Source organism: Pseudomonas fragariae (ex Marin et al. 2024) (assembly GCF_059621105.1).
Map to the genome: position 1 here is coordinate 5,794,331 of NZ_CM184369.1, position 18,123 is coordinate 5,812,453.

Consider the following 18,123-nt stretch of genomic DNA (forward strand, 5'->3'; position numbering starts at 1 on the left):
AATTCCGGCCTTTTTTGCAACATCACCGCCTCTGCGTGGTCAACGCAAACCCCACTGTGGCGTGTCGAGATGTGTCTGGACGTAGTTCCGGTCCATCAAACACAGGCTCGGTTACGGTGATCGAGACACTGCACTTACGGATTCTGGAATGACCGATGCTTGAACTCGCTGCTGGTTTTATCTGCCTCACTGCGCTTCTGACCTACGTGAACTACCGTTTCATCGGCCTGCCGCCCACCATCGGCGTGATGGTCACCGCGCTGATGTTCTCGTTGCTGCTGCAGGGTCTGAGCTTTCTGGGCTATCCCGGCCTGGAAGATCGCGTTCAGCAATTGATCGGCCAGATCGACTTCGGCGACCTGCTGATGAACTGGATGCTGTCCTTTCTGCTGTTCGCCGGGGCGCTGCACGTCAACCTGGGCGACTTGAGAAGCTACCGTTGGCCCATCGGCCTGTTGGCGACTTTCGGGGTGCTGATTGCCACCACTGTGATCGGCGCACTGGCCTACTGGATCTTTGCCCTGTTCGGCTGGCACGTCAGCCCGTTGTACTGCCTGCTGTTTGGTGCACTGATCTCGCCTACCGATCCGATTGCGGTGCTTGGTGTGTTGCGTACCGCCAACGCCTCGAAACCGCTGAAGACCACGATCGTCGGCGAAAGCCTGTTCAACGACGGAACCGCAGTGGTGGTGTTCACCGTGTTGCTGGGTATCGCGCAGTTGGGCGAGACGCCGACGGTTGGCGAAACCGCTCTGCTGTTCGTTCACGAAGCGATGGGCGGGGTGCTGTTCGGCGGCCTGATCGGTTACGCCGTGTACCTGATGATCAAGAGCATCGAGCAGTATCAGATCGAGGTCATGCTCACGCTGGCGCTGGTGATCGGCGGCTCGGCGATGGCGTCTGAACTGCATGTGTCCGGTCCTATCGCGATGGTCGTGGCCGGCCTGATCATCGGCAACCTGGGACGCAATCTGGCGATGAACGACATGACCCGTCGCTACATGGACGGTTTCTGGGAGTTGCTGGATGACATGCTCAACGCGCTGCTGTTCGCGCTGATCGGTATGGAGCTGTTGCTGTTGCCGTTCTCATGGCAGCACCTGATTGCAGCCAGCCTGCTGGCGGCGGCGATTCTGCTGTCGCGCTTCGTCACCGTCGCTCCGGCCATCCTGCTCCTGCGTCGCTGGCGCAAGGTGCCGCACGGCACGATCCGCATCCTCACCTGGGGTGGCTTGCGCGGCGGAGTCTCGGTTGCCTTGGCGCTGGCGCTGCCGACCGGGCCGGAACGCGATCTGCTGCTGAGCATCACCTACATCGTGGTGCTGCTGTCGATTCTCTTGCAGGGCCTGACCATCGGCAAGCTGGTGAATGCCGTCACCCGCGCCCCGCAGGCCAAAGACCCGGCAGAGCATTGATCAGGCGGATGCAGCGGCGCGCCGGTATTCACTGGGCGTCTGCTGCATCTCCACGCGGAAGTGTCGGTTGAAGTTGGACAAATTGGCATAGCCGACTTCAAAGCAGATGTCCGACACCGACATCTCGCTGTGCAGCAGCAACCGGCAGGCCCGCTGGACCCGCAGTTTGCGCATCAGGTCGATAAAACAATGGCCCGTGGTGCGCTTGAAGAAGCGTGAAAACCCCGGATCGCTCATGTCCAGTCGCTGCGCGATGACGGACAGGCGAATATCGCTGGTCAATTCGGTCAACAGATAGTCGAACGCCTTGTTGATCCGCTCGGAACTGCGCGCATCCAGAGTCGGTGCATACCAGGTGCTGGCCAGCAGGCGAACCTCCTGCGCAGGCGCTTTCATCAGCGTGTTGACCAGTTGCAGGAACAGAATCAGCCGCTCCAGCCCCTGAGCCGGGCCAATCTCTTCGAGCAGGCGCGCGGCCTGCACCGCTGTCGCACCGGTGAACTCCAGGCCGCGTCGCGCCTGCTCGAACAGACGCTGCAAGTCACCCATCTCCGGCAGCGTGCCACGCAAGGCGAGCAACGCTGCACCGTCGAACTGCAGCACCACGTCCCGCCCGGGCAGATGCTCACCGGGGGCCAGATCGCCGATCCAGTCATGCGGCAGATCCGGGCCGATCAGGGCCACATGCCCTGCCGCGAACTCACCGATGTAATCACCGGCCACCAGCTTGCCGCTGCCCTGGCGGATCAGATGGATTTCGAATTCCGGATGATGGTTCCAGCGCGCCAGCGCGTAGGGATAGTCATGCTCGTACCAGCGAAAGCAGTGGTCGGGCTGCGGGAGAATAACCTCAAGCTCGGCAGGGCGCTGCTCGAGCAAGGCGGCTCGGCTGTCAGGCACGGGATGCCCCTTTTTATCGTTATGAATGCGCTGTGGACGCTTGAACATACGCCCTCGCACCTAGCCAACGCTAGCTCGCGATCAAACCGGCACTGATACTTTTTTGCTTTCGGACCGCCGGAGCGCGCTCGGTTAAAAAAGTATCAGTCGCTCATCCGCCCTGCGTTTGTTCAACCTCTTGAGGGCTGCTGTAATCGAGCCGTCCACCAGGGTGACTCAACCGTGGCCAACAACAAAAACAATGACTCCCGCCAGACAAGGCGCGGGGTGGAGAGCACTACGATGAACATTCGGAAAACGCTTTTCCTGTCCGCAGGCGTGTCCGCCGCCCTTTTCAACCTGACCGTCCAGGCTGCCGAAACCGTGACCATCGCCACCGTGAACAACGGCGACATGATCCGCATGCAGCGCCTGTCGAAAACCTTTGAACAGCAGCATCCCGACATCAAACTCAACTGGGTGGTGCTCGAAGAAAACGTCCTGCGCCAACGCCTGACCACCGATATCGCCACACAGGGTGGCCAGTTCGACGTATTGACCATCGGCACCTACGAGACCCCGTTATGGGGCGCCAAACAGTGGCTGGAGCCGATCACCGGCCTTGCGCCGGACTACGATCTGCAGGATATCTTTCCCTCGGTGCGCCAAGGCTTGTCAGTCAAGGACACGCTCTATGCCCTGCCCTTTTACGGCGAAAGCACCATTACTTATTACCGCACCGATTTGTTCAAGCAGGCTGGCTTGAGCATGCCCGAACACCCGACCTGGACGCAGCTGGGCGAATTCGCCGCGAAGCTGCATCAGCCCGACAAGGGCGTTTACGGCATGTGCCTGCGCGGCAAGGCCGGTTGGGGCGAGAACATCGCCCTGCTCAGCACCATGGCCAATGCATTCGGCGCGCGCTGGTTCGATGAGCAATGGAAACCTGAATTGACCAGCCCGGAATGGAGCAAGGCGGCGAATTTCTACGTCGACACTCTGAAAAACTATGGCCCGCCGGGCGTGTCGAGCAACGGTTTCAACGAAACCCTCGCGCTGTTCAACAGCGGCAAATGCGCGTTGTGGGTGGATGCCAGCGTGGCCGGCTCGTTCACCACCGACAAGGCGCAGAGCAAGGTTGTCGACAGCGTCGGCTTTGCACCTGCGCCGGTCGAAGTGACTGACAAGGGCTCGTCATGGCTCTATGCCTGGTCGCTGGCAATACCGACTACCTCGAAACACAAGGATGCAGCCAAGGCGTTCATCACCTGGGCGACGTCCAAGGCGTATATCCAGCTGGTCGCCGAGACAGACGGCATCAGCAACGTGCCACCTGGCACCCGCGCCTCCACCTACAGCGAGGCTTATCTGAAAGCTGCGCCGTTCGCCAAGGTCACGCTGCAGATGATGCAACACGCCGACCCGGCGCACCCGTCGGCCAAGCCCGTGCCCTATGTCGGTATCCAGTACGTGACCATTCCCGAGTTTCAGGCCATCGGCACCTCGGTCGGCAAGCTGTTTTCTGCCGCTGTAACCGGGCAAACCACCACTGAACAGGCGCTCACAGCCGCGCAGGCGGTGACCGAACGCGAGATGAAACGTGCCGGCTACCCGAAGTAGAGCGCCAGCCCTCAACTGTATTGAACGGATGATGAACCCATGAAACGACTTGAAGGTAAAAGCGCGCTGATCACCGGATCGGCGCGAGGCATCGGCCGGGCGTTTGCGCAGGCGTACATTCACGAAGGTGCGCGCGTGGCGATTGCCGATATCGATCTGCAACGCGCACAGGCGACAGCGACCGAACTGGGACCCAACGCGTATGCGGTGCGGATGGACGTCACGGATCAGTCGTCCATCGATCAGGCCATCGCCGCAGTGGTCGCGCAGGCCGGCAAGCTGGATATCCTGATCAACAACGCCGCGCTGTTCGACCTGGCACCGATCGTCGACATCACCCGCGACAGCTACGAGCGGCTGTTTTCGATCAATGTCGCTGGCACGCTGTTCACCTTGCAGGCCGCAGCGAAGCAAATGATTGCCCAAGGGCACGGCGGCAAAATCATCAACATGGCCAGCCAGGCCGGGCGCCGGGGCGAGGCGCTGGTGGCGGTGTATTGCGCGACCAAGGCGGCGGTGATCAGCCTGACCCAATCGGCCGGGCTGGACCTCATCAGGCACGGCATCAATGTCAACGCCATCGCACCGGGTGTGGTCGATGGCGAACACTGGGATGGCGTCGATGCGTTGTTCGCGCGCCATGAAAACCGGCCATTGGGCGAGAAGAAAAAGCTGGTGGGCGAACAAGTGCCTTACGGGCGCATGGGCACGGCGGACGATTTGACCGGCATGGCCATTTTTCTGGCTTCAGCGGACAGCGAGTACGTGGTCGCCCAGACCTATAACGTCGACGGTGGCAACTGGATGAATTGAAGTGAGACAGAGGTAAAGATGAGCCGAACCGCGCAAAAAAGCCTGCGACCGCTTCCATTGCCGAAGCGATTGGCTAAGATGCGCGGACCGTCTGCTGCCTGAGCCGGCTCATTGATGTACAGGAGTACGAATGTCCACTGAAGAGGAGATCGCCATTTCCGGCGGTACACCTATGATCCCTGATCAGCGTCGAGAGCTGATGCTGCGTCAGTTACGCAAGCATCAGGTGCTCAGCGTGCATCAGTTGATGGAGATGTTCGATTGCTCGCACATGACCATCCGCCGCGACATCGCCCTGCTGGAGCAGGAAGGTCGCGCCTACTCGGTCACCGGCGGCGTGCGTATCGCCAGCCAGGTCCACAGCGAACCCAGCCACCAGTCCAAGGCGGTGGTGGAGTTGCCACACAAGCAGGGCATGGCGCGGCTCGCAGCGGGGCTCTTGCACCCGGACATGACGATCTATCTGGACGCAGGCACCAGCACACTCGAAATCGTCCCGCACATCATCGCGCTGTCGGGCATGACCGTGGTCACCAATGATTTCGGCGTGGTCAACGCGCTGGCCGATGCTGCGCATGTGGATGTGATTCATACCGGCGGGCTGCTCGATCATCCGAATCGTTCCAGCGTCGGCGGCCTGGCAGCGGCAACCTTGCGCCAGCTGGCGACCGATGTGGCCTTCATGTCCACCAGCTCGTGGGACCTGCAACGCGGCACCACCACACCGTCGGCGCTGAAGGTCGAGGTCAAGCAGGCCGCCATGCAGTCCGCCTCGCAAACCGTGCTGATCGCCACCAGCTCCAAGTACGGCACCTTCGGTATGTACAAGGTCGCCGGGCTCGAGCAGTTCGACACCATCATCACCGACGCAGCCCTGGCCGAAGCGGCTGCCGACGGGATTCGCAAGCAGCGTATCGAGTTGCTGCTGGCGCCAGTGGGCGGCCGTTCGAAGTAGCTTGTCGCCAGGCGAGCTGTGCCACAGGCCACGAATGGCAGGCATAAAAAAACCCGGTCTCGCGACCGGGTTTTTTGTGTCTAGCCGACTAACCGATTACTCAGTTGCCCGACTTCTTGGCAGCACGAGTACGCTCGCTTTCACCAAGGATTTTCTTACGCAGGCGGATCGACTTTGGCGTCACTTCGCAGAGTTCGTCTTCTTGTACGAATTCCAGCGCTTGTTCCAGAGTGAAACGGATAGGCGGAACCAGAGCGATGGTTTCGTCTTTACCGGAAGCACGCATGTTGTCGAGCTTCTTGCCTTTGGTTGGGTTGACACCCAGGTCGTTGTCGCGGCTGTTGATGCCGACGATCTGACCTTCGTACACGTCTTCGCCATGACCCAGGAACAGCTTGCCACGGGCTTGCAGTGTTTCCAGGGAGTAGGTCAGCGCCTTGCCGGTAGCAACCGAAACCAGAACGCCGTTCTGACGGCCGGACATGTCGCCAGACTTCATCACGTCGTAACGGTCGAAGATGCTGGTCAGGATGCCTGCGCCGGAAGTCAGGGTCAGGAACTCGTTACGGAAACCGATCAGGCCACGTGCCGGGATGTTGTACTCAAGGCGCACACGGCCCTTGCCATCCGGAACCATGTTGGTCAGGTCGCCTTTACGGTTACCCATTTGCTCCATGATCGCGCCCTGCGCTTCTTCAGGCAGGTCGATGGTGACGTTTTCGTACGGTTCGTGCTTGACGCCGTCAACCATGCGGATGATCACTTCAGGACGGCCGACACCCATTTCGAAGCCTTCGCGACGCATGGTTTCGATCAGTACCGAGAGGTGCAGCTCACCGCGGCCGGAGACCTTGAACTTGTCGGCGGTGTCGCCTTCTTCAACGCGCAGAGCAACGTTGTAGAGCAGTTCCTTGTCCAGACGCTCCTTGATGTTACGGCTGGTGACGAACTTGCCTTCCTTGCCGCAGAACGGCGAATCGTTAACCTGGAAGGTCATCGAAACGGTTGGCTCGTCAACGGTCAGCGGCTTCATCGCTTCGACGTTCAGTGGGTCGCACAGAGTGTCGGAGATGAACAGCTGGTCGAAGCCGCTGATGCAGACGATGTCGCCGGCAGCTGCTTCTTCAACGTCGATACGGTGCAGACCGTGGTGACCCATCAGCTTCAGGATACGACCGTTACGCTTCTTGCCGTTGACGTCGATGGCAACCACCGGAGTGTTCGGCTTGACGCGACCACGAGCGATACGGCCAACACCGATGACGCCCAGGAAGCTGTTGTAGTCCAGTGCGGAAATCTGCATCTGGAACGGACCGTCACGGTCAACCTTTGGCGCAGGGACGTGATCGACGATCGCCTGGTACAGCGGGGTCATGTCTTCAGCCATGGCGGTGTGTTCCAGACCGGCAATACCGTTCAGGGCCGAGGCGTAGACGACTTTGAAGTCCAGCTGTTCTTCAGTGGCACCCAGGTTGTCGAACAGGTCGAAGATCTGGTCCAGAACCCAGTCCGGACGTGCGCCTGGACGGTCAACCTTGTTGATGACCACGATCGGACGCAGGCCGGCTTCGAAGGCCTTCTTGGTCACGAAACGGGTTTGCGGCATAGGGCCGTCCTGGGCATCGACCAGCAGCAGTACGGAGTCGACCATCGACATCACGCGCTCTACTTCACCACCGAAGTCGGCGTGGCCCGGGGTGTCCACGATGTTGATGTGGTAGCCATTCCAGTTGATCGCGGTGTTCTTCGCGAGAATGGTAATACCGCGCTCTTTCTCCTGGTCGTTGGAGTCCATCACGCGTTCGTCGTTGAGCTCGCCGCGCTCCAGAGTGCCGGATTGACGCAGGAGTTTGTCTACCAGGGTGGTCTTACCATGGTCAACGTGAGCAATGATGGCGATGTTACGTAGATTTTCGATCACTTGTGTATCTCGATCAGAGGATTCGGTCTGCTGACTGGTTAAGGACAGCGATTACTATTTTGAGTCGGCAAAAGCCGTAACGGCATGACGACGGGTGTCGGGGGGCCGGTGACGCAAGCCACAGGCAAACAGCCCCGGGCACTTAGCTCGGTCGATATACGCGCACATTGGCATGTCCCTCACTGAGCAAATGGTGGGCATGCAGGCGACTCATGACGCCTTTGTCGCAATACAGCAGGTACTGGCGCGTGTCATCCAGTGCCTTGAAACGGCTGTTCAATGCGTAGAACGGCAACGTCTGTATCTCCACGCCGGGCACTTGCAGCGGTTGGTCTTCCTGGGCATCCGGGTGACGGATGTCGAGGATCACCTGACCGGCCAGCGCCTGGCTGACTTCTTCTATATCGACATTGCGGCTCAGATCGTCGATCACCCGATCGATCGAAACCAGCTTCGCGCGTTCGAGCGCCTGCTCGAGAATCGCCATGTCGAACTGTTTTTCTTCGTACTCAACGCGATTTCGCTTGGCGTTGGTCTTCGGGTTGACCGAAATCACCCCGCAATACTCTGGCATGTGCCGGGCAAAATCAGCGGTGCCGATTTCAGTCGCCAGGTCCACGATGTCCTGCTTATGGGTGGCAACCAGCGGCCGCAGGACCAGCTTGTCGGTTGCCGCGTCAATCAGCGACAGGTTGGGCAGCGTCTGGCTGGCAACCTGTGAAATCGCTTCGCCGGTGACCAGCACATCGATTTCAAGACGATCAGCCACGGCGGATGCAGCGCGTAACATCATACGCTTCAAAACTACACCCATATGACTGTTATCGACTTTCTGCAGAATTTCTCCGAGAACTTCCTCGAACGGTACGCTGACGAACAGCACGCGCTGTGAACTGCCGTACTTCTTCCAGATGAAGTGCGCGACTTCCATCACGCCCAGTTCATGGGCTCGTCCGCCCAGATTGAAGAAGCAGAAGTGCGCCATCAGGCCGCGGCGCATGATCTGGTAGGCCGCAACGGTTGAATCGAACCCGCCGGACATCAATACCAGGGTCTGCTCCAGCGCGCCCAGCGGGTAACCGCCCATGCCCTGATGCTGGTCGTGAACGACAAACAACCGTTGGTCGCGAATTTCCATGCGCACGACCAGATCGGGCTTTTTCAGCTCGATTCCGGCCGCGCCGCACTGCATGCGTAGCTTGCTGCCGACGTATTTCTCGACGTCCATGGAGCTGAAGTCGTGGCGACCGGCGCGCTTGCAACGCACTGAAAACATCTTGCCAGGCAACAGGTCGGCGTAGTGCAGCTTGCACTTGGCGACGACGTCGTCGAGATCGCCCAGCGGGTACTCGGCGACCTGCAGAAAGTTGGCAATGCCGGGCATGCAGCTCAGCCGCTCCCTGATGCCCTGCAGCACTTTGGGGTCGGTCAGCCGGGTTTCGACCTCAAGGTTGTCCCATACGCCACCCACGACAATGTCCGCGTCCAGTTCACGGAGCACGGTACGAATGTTCTTGCCCAGTTGCCGGATGAACTTCTTGCGCACCGGCGGGCTTTTAATGGTGATTTCTGGGAAAACTTTAACGATTAGTTTCATGGAAACGGAGCGTGAGGTGCCGACCAAAAAAGGGGGGCGCGGATTATAGCGGAAATTGCTCAAGGTTTAACCAGTTATCGTACACGCAATCAGCTACGCACCAAAAAGAGTCGGCGCACCAAATTGCAGCGCCATAAAGGTGCGTGTTTTTCACGCGTGGTGCGTTTTCGCCCCCTGAAAACCTGCGTTTGAGGCAAAAAACCCAACACGGGGCACTGGCATGCAAATTGCTCCCTTGTGAGGCAGGTTGCCTTGGCAGAGTATCTGCGCCGGCATCACCCAAATTCAAGGGACCATAACTCTATCAAGACGGTCTCTAGCCACCCGGAGGACACCATGTCGAAGTCGGTTCAACTCATCAAAGATCATGACGTTAAGTGGATTGATCTGCGCTTCACAGACACCAAGGGCAAGCAGCAGCACGTCACCATGCCTGCGCGCGATGCACTGGAAGACGATTTCTTCGAAGTCGGCAAAATGTTCGACGGTTCCTCCATCGCTGGCTGGAAAGGCATCGAAGCGTCCGACATGATTCTTCTGCCAGATGACGAAACCGCCCTGCTCGACCCGTTCACCGAAGAGCCGACCCTGGTTCTGGTCTGCGACGTCATCGAACCTTCGACCATGCAAGGCTACGACCGCGACCCGCGCGCCATTGCCCACCGTGCCGAGGAATACCTGAAGTCGACCGGTATCGGCGACACCGTATTCGTAGGTCCGGAGCCAGAGTTCTTCATCTTCGACGAAGTGAAATTCAAGTCCGACATCTCCGGCTCCATGTTCAAGATCTTCTCCGAACAGGCTTCCTGGATGACCGACGGCGACGTCGATGGCGGCAACAAGGGCCACCGTCCGGGCGTCAAAGGTGGTTACTTCCCGCTGCCACCGGTCGACCACGACCACGAAATCCGTACCGCCATGTGCAACGCTCTGGAAGAAATGGGCCAGACCGTGGAAGTTCACCACCACGAAGTGGCGACTGCCGGCCAGAACGAAATCGGCGTGAAATTCAACACGCTGGTCAAGAAGGCTGACGAAGTTCAGACCCTCAAGTACTGCGTACACAACGTTGCCGACGCTTACGGCCGTACCGCTACTTTCATGCCCAAGCCACTGTACGGTGACAACGGCTCGGGTATGCACGTACACATGTCCATCTCCAAGGATGGCAAGAACACCTTCGCAGGCGAAGGCTATGCCGGTCTGTCCGATACCGCCCTGTACTTCATCGGCGGCATCATCAAGCACGGCAAGGCGCTGAACGGCTTCACCAACCCGTCGACCAACTCCTACAAGCGTCTGGTCCCGGGTTTCGAAGCACCGGTCATGCTGGCCTACTCGGCGCGTAACCGCTCCGCATCGATCCGTATTCCTTACGTCAACAGCCCACGCGGCCGCCGTATCGAAGCACGCTTCCCGGATCCGGCAGCCAACCCGTACCTGGCCTTCGCGGCCCTGTTGATGGCTGGCCTGGACGGCATCCAGAACAAGATCCACCCTGGCGACGCAGCTGACAAAAACCTGTATGACCTGCCGCCTGAAGAGGCCAAAGAGATCCCACAAGTTTGCGGCAGCCTGAAAGAAGCCCTGGAAGAACTGGACAAGGGCCGCGCGTTCCTGACCAAGGGCGGCGTCTTCAGCGACGACTTCATCGATGCCTACATCGAGCTGAAAAGCGAAGAAGAAATCAAGGTTCGCACCTTCGTACACCCACTGGAATACGAGCTGTACTACAGCTGCTGATCCAGCCACGCCAGCGTTGATGGCGTAACAGGAGACCTCCTTCGGGAGGTCTTTTTTTGCCCGGATTTTACCGCGTGAACATTTGTTCACCCCGCAACACTGGCTCTGACCGGTCGCCTGGAGTTAAATCTGCATCTCCCAACCGAACCGAGATGGAACTGCCATGCGCCTTATTCTGGCCACTTCCCTGCTGACAATGACGTTCATGTCTACCTGTTTCGCCTTCACTGCCGAGCAAAAACCTTCTGCACTTGAACCTCTGCTGCAAGCGATCAGCGAGCGCCTGACCATCGCCGATCAGGTTGCCCTGAGCAAGTGGGACAGCGGCAAGGCTGTCGAGGACCCGCCGCGCGAGCAGCAAGTGATCAGCGCCGCCCAGGCCCGTGCTGCCGAGTTCAAGCTCGATCCCGATGACGTTCAACGCCTGTTCCGCGCGCAGATCGAAGCCAATAAACAGGTGCAGAACGCCCTGCTCGCCCAATGGCACGCGGCAGGCAAGGCGCCCGACACGGTCAGGCTCAGTCTGGTCGATGACATTCGTCCGAAGCTGGATCGCCTGCAAACCCAGTTGCTCCAGGCCTACGCGGACTTCCAGCCACTGCGCAAGGCAGAAACCTGCCGGATACAACTGGATGCGGCACTAAAGCGTTATCAGACCGACCCGATTCACGATCAGGCGCTGGTACTGGCCACAGCCGACCTTTGCCCTGCGAAACTCTGACACATCAGGCGGATAGCGCAGCATAGGACGATGTGTTCTATGCTGACGGCCAATCTTGCCCTGCTGTCGAGAGTCTCATGCGTCAAAGTCTGATTTGCCTGCTGCTGTTGATCAGCCTGCCTGCGCTGGCGCAGATCTATAAGTACACCGATGCGAACGGCAACACCGCGTTCAGCAACCAGCCGCCCAACGGCACCAAGACCGAAGTGGTCGAGTTACCGCCGCTCAACAGCATCGAAACGCAGACACCTTCCAGGCCAGCCCTCAACCGCGAGCCGCAACCGGCCCCTGTGGCGCCACCCTCGCAGCCGCAAACGGCCTACGACGTGCTGGAACTGAAAGACCTGCCCACCGATGAAGCGTTACGCGCCAACAATGGCACGTTCATCATCGGTGTGAAGATCGAGCCACGCCTGCAACCGACTCACAGCCTGCAACTGCTGCTGGACGGCAACCTGTACGGGCAGCCCTCCAACCTGCCGCGCTTTCAGGTGGTCAACGCAGATCGCGGTGAACACAGTTTCGCGGTGGTCGTGAAAGACGGCGAGCGGATCATTCAGCAGAGCGAAACCATCACCCTGACCGTACAGCGCGTACACCTCGGCAAGCCATGAGCAGACACACGATGCGCCGCCTGCTGACCTGCCTGTTGTTGCTCTTGACGCTGCCCGCAGTGGCCGACGTCTACATCTATATCGACGCGCAGGGTAATCGGGTGTTTACCGACCAGCCGCGCAAGAACGCCACCCGCGTCGACATCGCCCCCAGCAACAACATGACCGGCACGCCGCCGACCCGCACCTTGAAGGCCCACCCCGCCAAACCGGCAGTACAACCGATGTTTCATTACCAGTTGCTGAGAATCCTGGTGCCCGAACCGGACGCTACCCTGGTCAATCCCAGTGGCGACCTGATCGTTACCGTCACCAGCGAACCGGTGTTACAGGCGGGCCACAGCTACCGGCTGCTGCTGGATAACGTTGCCGTCGGTCAGGCCGGCCGCAGCCCGGTGTTCCCGCTGAGCAATGTAGATCGCGGCACCCATCAACTGTCGGTAGAGATTTTCGACGAGCTTGGCCGTGTTCTGGAAAAAACCCCGAACCAGCCGTTTCACGTGCAGCGCATTTCCCTGGCGCAAAAGCGCGCGACCCACCCCTGCAAGGATGATGACTACGGCGTGCGTCCGGAGTGTCCGCTCAAGGACAAGCCCGAGCCAAAAAGCAGCATTCTGCCCTTCTTTTGATCTCGCCAAATCGTCGGCACCTTTTTGGTGCGCTCAATGCCTGCCTGCGCAACAATACAGCCCAATCTGGTTCAGGAACCTTGGCCGGGTAGCGCCGTATGCGGGCACTCTTTACAAAAACGGCCCGATTTTGCAGATAAAGCGCTTCTTTTCGGAGCCTTGGTTTGTTTTTTGCAACTTCACTGGCAAAGCACCGTATTGGTGGCCTTGCTCCTGCTGGTGCAGACCAACCAGCACCCGCATTGCGCGACTGCAATGTGCCAAAAGAGGTCAACACGATTCATGACTATCAGCGATGCGCTGCACAGACTGTTACTGGATAACCTGACCACTGCCACCATTCTGCTCAACGCCGACCTGCGACTTGAGTACATGAACCCAGCGGCGGAAATGCTGCTGGCCATCAGCGGGCAGCGCAGCCATGGGCAATTCATCAGCGAGCTGTTCACCGAGTCGGCCGAAGCATTGAGTTCGCTGCGTCAGGCAGTCGAACAGGCTCATCCTTTTACCAAGCGCGAAGCGATGCTCACTGCACTGACCGGCCAGACCCTGACGGTCGACTACGCGGTGACGCCTATCCTTAGCAAGGGCGATACCCTGCTGCTGCTTGAAGTGCATCCGCGTGACCGGCTGTTGCGTATCACCAAGGAAGAGGCTCAGCTGTCCAAGCAGGAAACCACCAAGATGCTGGTGCGTGGCCTGGCTCACGAAATCAAGAATCCACTGGGCGGCATTCGCGGGGCCGCACAATTGCTGGCCCGCGAGCTGCCTGAAGAAAGCCTCAAGGACTACACCAACGTCATTATCGAAGAGGCCGACCGCCTGCGTAATCTGGTCGACCGCATGCTCGGCTCCAACAAGCTGCCATCGCTGGCGATGACCAACGTGCACGAAGTGCTGGAGCGCGTGTGCAGCCTGGTCGAGGCCGAAAGCCAGGGTTGCATTACCTTGGTGCGCGACTACGACCCAAGCATCCCGGACGTGTTGATCGACCGCGAGCAAATGATCCAGGCCGTGCTCAATATCGTGCGCAACGCCATGCAGGCCATCAGCGGCCAGAACGAGTTGCGCCTTGGCCGGATCACCCTGCGTACCCGCGCCATGCGCCAGTTCACCATCGGCCACGTTCGCCATCGACTGGTGAGCAAGATCGAAATCATCGACAACGGCCCCGGTATTCCGGCCGAACTTCAGGAAACCATTTTCTATCCGATGGTCAGTGGCCGCCCGGATGGCACGGGACTAGGTCTTGCCATTACCCAGAACATCATCAGCCAGCACCAGGGTCTGATCGAGTGTGACAGCCATCCCGGCCACACCACATTCTCGATCTTCCTGCCGCTGGAACAAGGAGCAGCTTCGACATGAGCCGTAGTGAAACTGTCTGGATCGTAGACGACGATCGTTCTATCCGCTGGGTACTGGAAAAGGCCTTGCAACAGGAAGGCATGACCACGCAGAGCTTCGACAGCGCCGACGGGGTGATGAGCCGTCTAGCCCGTCAGCAACCGGACGTGATCATTTCCGACATCCGCATGCCGGGTGCCAGTGGCCTGGACCTGCTGGCGCGGATTCGCGAGCAGCATCCGCGTCTGCCGGTGATCATCATGACCGCCCACTCGGACCTGGACAGCGCCGTGGCGTCCTATCAGGGCGGTGCGTTCGAGTACCTGCCCAAGCCATTCGACGTCGATGAAGCCGTGTCGCTGGTCAAGCGCGCCAATCAGCACGCTCAGGAACAACAGGGCCTGGACGTCGCCCCGACGCTGACCCGCACTCCCGAGATCATTGGCGAAGCGCCAGCGATGCAAGAAGTGTTTCGCGCCATCGGCCGTCTGAGCCACTCCAACATCACGGTGTTGATCAATGGTGAGTCGGGTACTGGCAAGGAACTGGTCGCTCACGCATTGCATCGCCACAGCCCGCGTTCGGCCTCGCCGTTCATTGCGCTGAACATGGCGGCGATCCCCAAGGACCTGATGGAGTCCGAGCTGTTCGGGCATGAGAAAGGCGCGTTCACCGGCGCGGCCAACCTGCGCCGTGGACGCTTCGAACAGGCCGACGGCGGCACGCTGTTTCTCGATGAAATCGGTGACATGCCCGCCGACACCCAGACCCGTCTGTTGCGTGTCCTGGCGGATGGCGAGTTCTACCGGGTCGGCGGTCACACGCCGGTCAAGGTCGACGTGCGCATCATTGCCGCCACCCACCAGAATCTGGAAACCCTGGTGCAGGCCGGCAAGTTCCGCGAGGACTTGTTCCACCGCCTGAACGTGATCCGAATCCACATTCCGCGCATGTCGGACCGTCGCGAAGACATCCCGACCCTGGCCAAGCACTTCCTCAGCCGCGCGGCCCAGGAACTGGCGGTCGAACCCAAGCTGCTCAAGGCCGAGACCGAGGAATACCTCAAGCATCTGCCGTGGCCTGGCAACGTTCGTCAGCTGGAAAACACCTGCCGCTGGATCACGGTCATGGCTTCGGGTCGTGAAGTGCACGTCAGCGATCTGCCGCCGGAACTGCTGAGCCTGCCGCAGGACGCCGCGCCGGTCACCAACTGGGAACAGGCACTGCGCCAGTGGGCCGATCAGGCCTTGTCTCGCGGTCAGTCCAGCCTGCTGGACAGCGCCGTGCCGACCTTCGAGCGGATCATGATCGAAACCGCCCTCAAACACACCGCCGGCCGCCGCCGCGACGCCGCCGTATTGCTGGGCTGGGGCCGCAACACCCTGACCCGCAAGATCAAGGAACTGGGCATGAAGATCGATGGCGGGGACGACGACGAGGCCGATGAGGGCTGAGTGGTTATATGATGGTTGTTCATACCTACGCGGAGCGCTCAGCGTTATACAAGTCCGCTTTTGATTCTGGCCGTAGGGCGTAGGAGCGAACTTGTTCGCGAAAGGGCCGGTATGATCGCCGAAAATGCGTCGTCTGAGACACTGTCTTCGCGAACAATGCGGACGCCGCCCCGATCGCTCCTACGCCCTATGGGCAGAAGCCTGAAAGCCCTGTATTACGGGCTTTCAAGGAGTTATGTATAACGATGAGCGCGGAGCGCGGGAATGACGGTCATAGGCCGCAGCGCATCACTCAGCCAGCGACGGCTTTTCCCACAGGTTGATCCCGCCTTCCACCGCAAAGCTGTCGATCTCGGTCAGCTCTTCGGGGCTGAACGCCAGGTTCTTCAGCGCGCCGACGTTTTCGATGATCTGCTCGGGACGGCTCGCACCGATCAACGCTGAAGTCACACGCGGATCGCGCAACGTCCAGGCCAGGGCCATTTGCGCCAGGCTCTGACCGCGACGCTGGGCGATTTCATTGAGCGCGCGCACGTGGGCGATGTTCTGCTCGGACAGGTGCGAAGCCTGCAGCGAACCACCACCCGGACGATTGACCCGCGCATCCTTGGGCACGCCGTTCAGGTACTTGTCCGACAGCAGTCCTTGGGCCAGCGCGGTAAACGCAATCACGCCAGCACCCAACTCTTCAGTAGCATCGAGCAAGTCTTTCTCGACCCAGCGGTTAAGCAGGTTGTAGGCCGGCTGGTGAATCAGCAGCGGCACTTTCCACTCTTTGAGCAACGCGGCGATTTCTCGGGTCTTGGCACCGGAATACGACGAGATACCGATGTACAACGCCTTGCCCTGCTGAACTGCGGTGGCCAGTGCGCTGGCGGTTTCTTCCAGCGGAGTGTCCGGGTCGAAACGGTGGGAATAGAAGATGTCGACGTAATCGAGGCCCATGCGTTGCAGGCTCTGGTCGAGGCTGGCGAGCACGTATTTACGTGAACCGCCGCCCTGCCCGTACGGCCCTGGCCACATGTCCCAGCCGGCCTTGCTGGAGATGATCAGCTCATCACGGTAGTGCTTGAAGTCTTCGCGCAGCAAACGGCCGAAGTTGATCTCGGCGCTGCCGTACGGCGGGCCATAGTTGTTGGCCAGGTCGAAATGGTTGATGCCCAGATCGAACGCCGTGCGCAGCATGGCGCGCTGGGTATCGATCGGCGTGCTGTCACCGAAGTTGTGCCACAAGCCCAAAGACAGTGCCGGAAGCACCAGCCCGCTGCGGCCGGTACGGCGATAAGGCATGTCTTCGTAACGATTTTCGGCAGCGATGTAGGTCATTGAATCCTCTCTTGTCTGGGGGATATTCGAGGCGTCTTGATTGCGTTTGCGAACAGGCGACGCCTGTTCGCAACGCCGGAATCATGGCTTTTGCCAGACCACCTGCTGAATGTCGACCCGCTTGGGTATCAAGTGGTTGTCGTAAAACAGATCAGCGGTCGCCTGCTGCGCACGCACGATCTCGGGCGTGATCGGCAGACTGGGTGATACAGGCCGATGGTCAAGATACTGAGTGATGACCGCTTCGGACAAGCCCATGCTGCGCGCCAGTATCTGAATACTCTCGGCACGCTGCGAGCGCGACAGCCCGTCGGCCACCGTCAGTTCGTCGAGTACCTGCTGCACGAGCGCCGCGTTTTCGTCGGCAAACGCCCGCCGTGCGGTATAGAACGGACCGGACAATCCAAGCCCCTCGCCGTTGGCCAGCAGGCGGCTGTGGCCTTCGCTCATGGCGATGGAGTAGTAAGGGTCCCAGATCGCCCAGGCATCGACACTGCCGTTTTCAAAGGCCGCGCGGGCATCGGCGGGGGTCAGGTAAATCGGCTGAATATCCTTGAAGGTCAGGCCGGCTTTGTTGAGCAAACGCAGCACCACGTTGTGCGAGCTGGAGCCTTTCTGCAGCGCGACCTTGCGGCCTTTCAATTCCGCGACGCTGTGCACCGGGCTTTCGTTGCGCACCAACAGGGTTTCCACCTGCGGCTTGGGTGGCTCGGCACCGATGTAGACCAGGTCGGCACCTGCGACCTGGGCGAAGATCGGCGGGATGTCGCCGGTGGAGGCGATGTCCAGGCTGCCAATGTTCAGCGCCTCCAGCATCTGCGGCCCGGCCGGAAACTCGATCCATTTGATTTTTTTCTCGGGAAACCGCTTTTCCAGCAGGCCGTTTTCCTTGGCCAGCACCAGCGTGATCGAGCCCTTCTGATAGCCGATGCGAAGAGTGTCGGGCTCGTCGGCAGAAGCTGTACCGAAAAGACCGCTGAAGGCCAGAATGGCGGCGATAAACGTGAATGGTTTCATGGGTGATCCTTTCTCGGTCGACTCTCGTGCCAATGCTCCGCGTTGGCATGCATCCCGTGACGCTCCGCGTCA

Annotated in this window: 15 protein-coding genes; 10 read left to right on the top strand and 5 right to left on the bottom strand. The window is 59.8% G+C overall.

Annotated features, from left to right (window positions below):
* Positions 1-155 precede the first annotated feature (155 nt).
* Positions 156-1,415 (top strand): cation:proton antiporter, encoded by a 1,260-nt coding sequence (locus AC54XV_RS25165; protein WP_104652573.1) that lies wholly within the window; start codon positions 156-158, stop codon positions 1,413-1,415.
* On the opposite strand, the gene AC54XV_RS25170 is transcribed toward AC54XV_RS25165, so the two are convergent.
* Positions 1,416-2,315 (bottom strand): AraC family transcriptional regulator, encoded by a 900-nt coding sequence (locus AC54XV_RS25170; RefSeq protein ID WP_024652175.1) that lies wholly within the window; start codon positions 2,313-2,315, stop codon positions 1,416-1,418. It lies immediately after the preceding gene.
* 282 nt (positions 2,316-2,597) lie between these two features.
* Between AC54XV_RS25170 and AC54XV_RS25175 the strand changes: the two genes are divergently transcribed.
* The 3 genes from AC54XV_RS25175 (at position 2,598) to AC54XV_RS25185 (ending at position 5,682) form a co-directional block, all read left to right on the top strand.
* Complete coding sequence (locus AC54XV_RS25175) at positions 2,598-3,914, top strand: ABC transporter substrate-binding protein (protein ID WP_104652574.1); 1,317 nt, start codon at positions 2,598-2,600, stop codon at positions 3,912-3,914.
* A 39-nt stretch (positions 3,915-3,953) separates the two neighbouring features.
* On the top strand, positions 3,954-4,727 hold the full coding sequence (locus tag AC54XV_RS25180) for an L-iditol 2-dehydrogenase (RefSeq protein ID WP_096104456.1): 774 nt from the start codon (positions 3,954-3,956) through the stop codon (positions 4,725-4,727).
* A 130-nt stretch (positions 4,728-4,857) separates the two neighbouring features.
* Positions 4,858-5,682 (top strand): DeoR/GlpR family DNA-binding transcription regulator, encoded by an 825-nt coding sequence (locus AC54XV_RS25185; protein WP_003316379.1) that lies wholly within the window; start codon positions 4,858-4,860, stop codon positions 5,680-5,682.
* A gap of 100 nt (positions 5,683-5,782) precedes the next feature.
* Here the strand turns inward: AC54XV_RS25185 and typA are convergent, their stop codons facing one another.
* Both typA and thiI read right to left on the bottom strand, forming a co-directional pair.
* Entirely contained in the window at positions 5,783-7,603 is a 1,821-nt protein-coding gene (gene typA, locus AC54XV_RS25190) for a translational GTPase TypA (protein WP_003405222.1), read from the bottom strand.
* Positions 7,604-7,745: 142 nt separating this feature from the next.
* A complete protein-coding gene (gene thiI, locus AC54XV_RS25195; protein ID WP_003426934.1) occupies positions 7,746-9,200 on the bottom strand; it encodes a tRNA uracil 4-sulfurtransferase ThiI in 1,455 nt (484 codons plus the stop codon).
* 336 nt (positions 9,201-9,536) lie between these two features.
* On the opposite strand from thiI, the gene glnA reads away from it, so the two are divergent.
* The 6 genes from glnA to ntrC all read left to right on the top strand — a co-directional run bounded on the left by glnA (position 9,537) and on the right by ntrC (position 15,708).
* Positions 9,537-10,943, top strand: a complete 1,407-nt coding sequence (gene glnA, locus AC54XV_RS25200) for a glutamate--ammonia ligase (RefSeq protein ID WP_003343817.1) — start codon at positions 9,537-9,539, stop codon at positions 10,941-10,943.
* Positions 10,944-11,106: 163 nt separating this feature from the next.
* On the top strand, positions 11,107-11,664 hold the full coding sequence (locus tag AC54XV_RS25205; protein ID WP_024659535.1) for a chorismate mutase: 558 nt from the start codon (positions 11,107-11,109) through the stop codon (positions 11,662-11,664).
* A 77-nt stretch (positions 11,665-11,741) separates the two neighbouring features.
* Positions 11,742-12,278: a DUF4124 domain-containing protein gene (locus AC54XV_RS25210; RefSeq protein WP_003405230.1), complete on the top strand. Its 537-nt coding sequence runs from the start codon at positions 11,742-11,744 to the stop codon at positions 12,276-12,278.
* A gap of 11 nt (positions 12,279-12,289) precedes the next feature.
* Positions 12,290-12,907, top strand: a complete 618-nt coding sequence (locus tag AC54XV_RS25215; RefSeq protein WP_496717375.1) for a DUF4124 domain-containing protein — start codon at positions 12,290-12,292, stop codon at positions 12,905-12,907.
* Between the two features lie 282 nt (positions 12,908-13,189).
* Complete coding sequence (gene glnL / locus AC54XV_RS25220; RefSeq protein ID WP_002555720.1) at positions 13,190-14,275, top strand: nitrogen regulation protein NR(II); 1,086 nt, start codon at positions 13,190-13,192, stop codon at positions 14,273-14,275.
* Complete coding sequence (ntrC, locus tag AC54XV_RS25225; RefSeq protein ID WP_003405235.1) at positions 14,272-15,708, top strand: nitrogen regulation protein NR(I); 1,437 nt, start codon at positions 14,272-14,274, stop codon at positions 15,706-15,708. The genes glnL and ntrC overlap by 4 nt, the downstream gene beginning before the upstream one ends.
* Before the next feature lie 288 nt (positions 15,709-15,996).
* Here ntrC and mgrA read toward each other — a convergent pair whose 3' ends face one another.
* On the bottom strand, positions 15,997-17,034 hold the full coding sequence (mgrA, locus tag AC54XV_RS25230) for an L-glyceraldehyde 3-phosphate reductase (RefSeq protein WP_003426913.1): 1,038 nt from the start codon (positions 17,032-17,034) through the stop codon (positions 15,997-15,999).
* A gap of 81 nt (positions 17,035-17,115) precedes the next feature.
* Positions 17,116-18,051, bottom strand: a complete 936-nt coding sequence (locus tag AC54XV_RS25235; RefSeq protein ID WP_096104454.1) for a sulfonate ABC transporter substrate-binding protein — start codon at positions 18,049-18,051, stop codon at positions 17,116-17,118.
* Between the last annotated feature and the right edge of the window lie 72 nt (positions 18,052-18,123).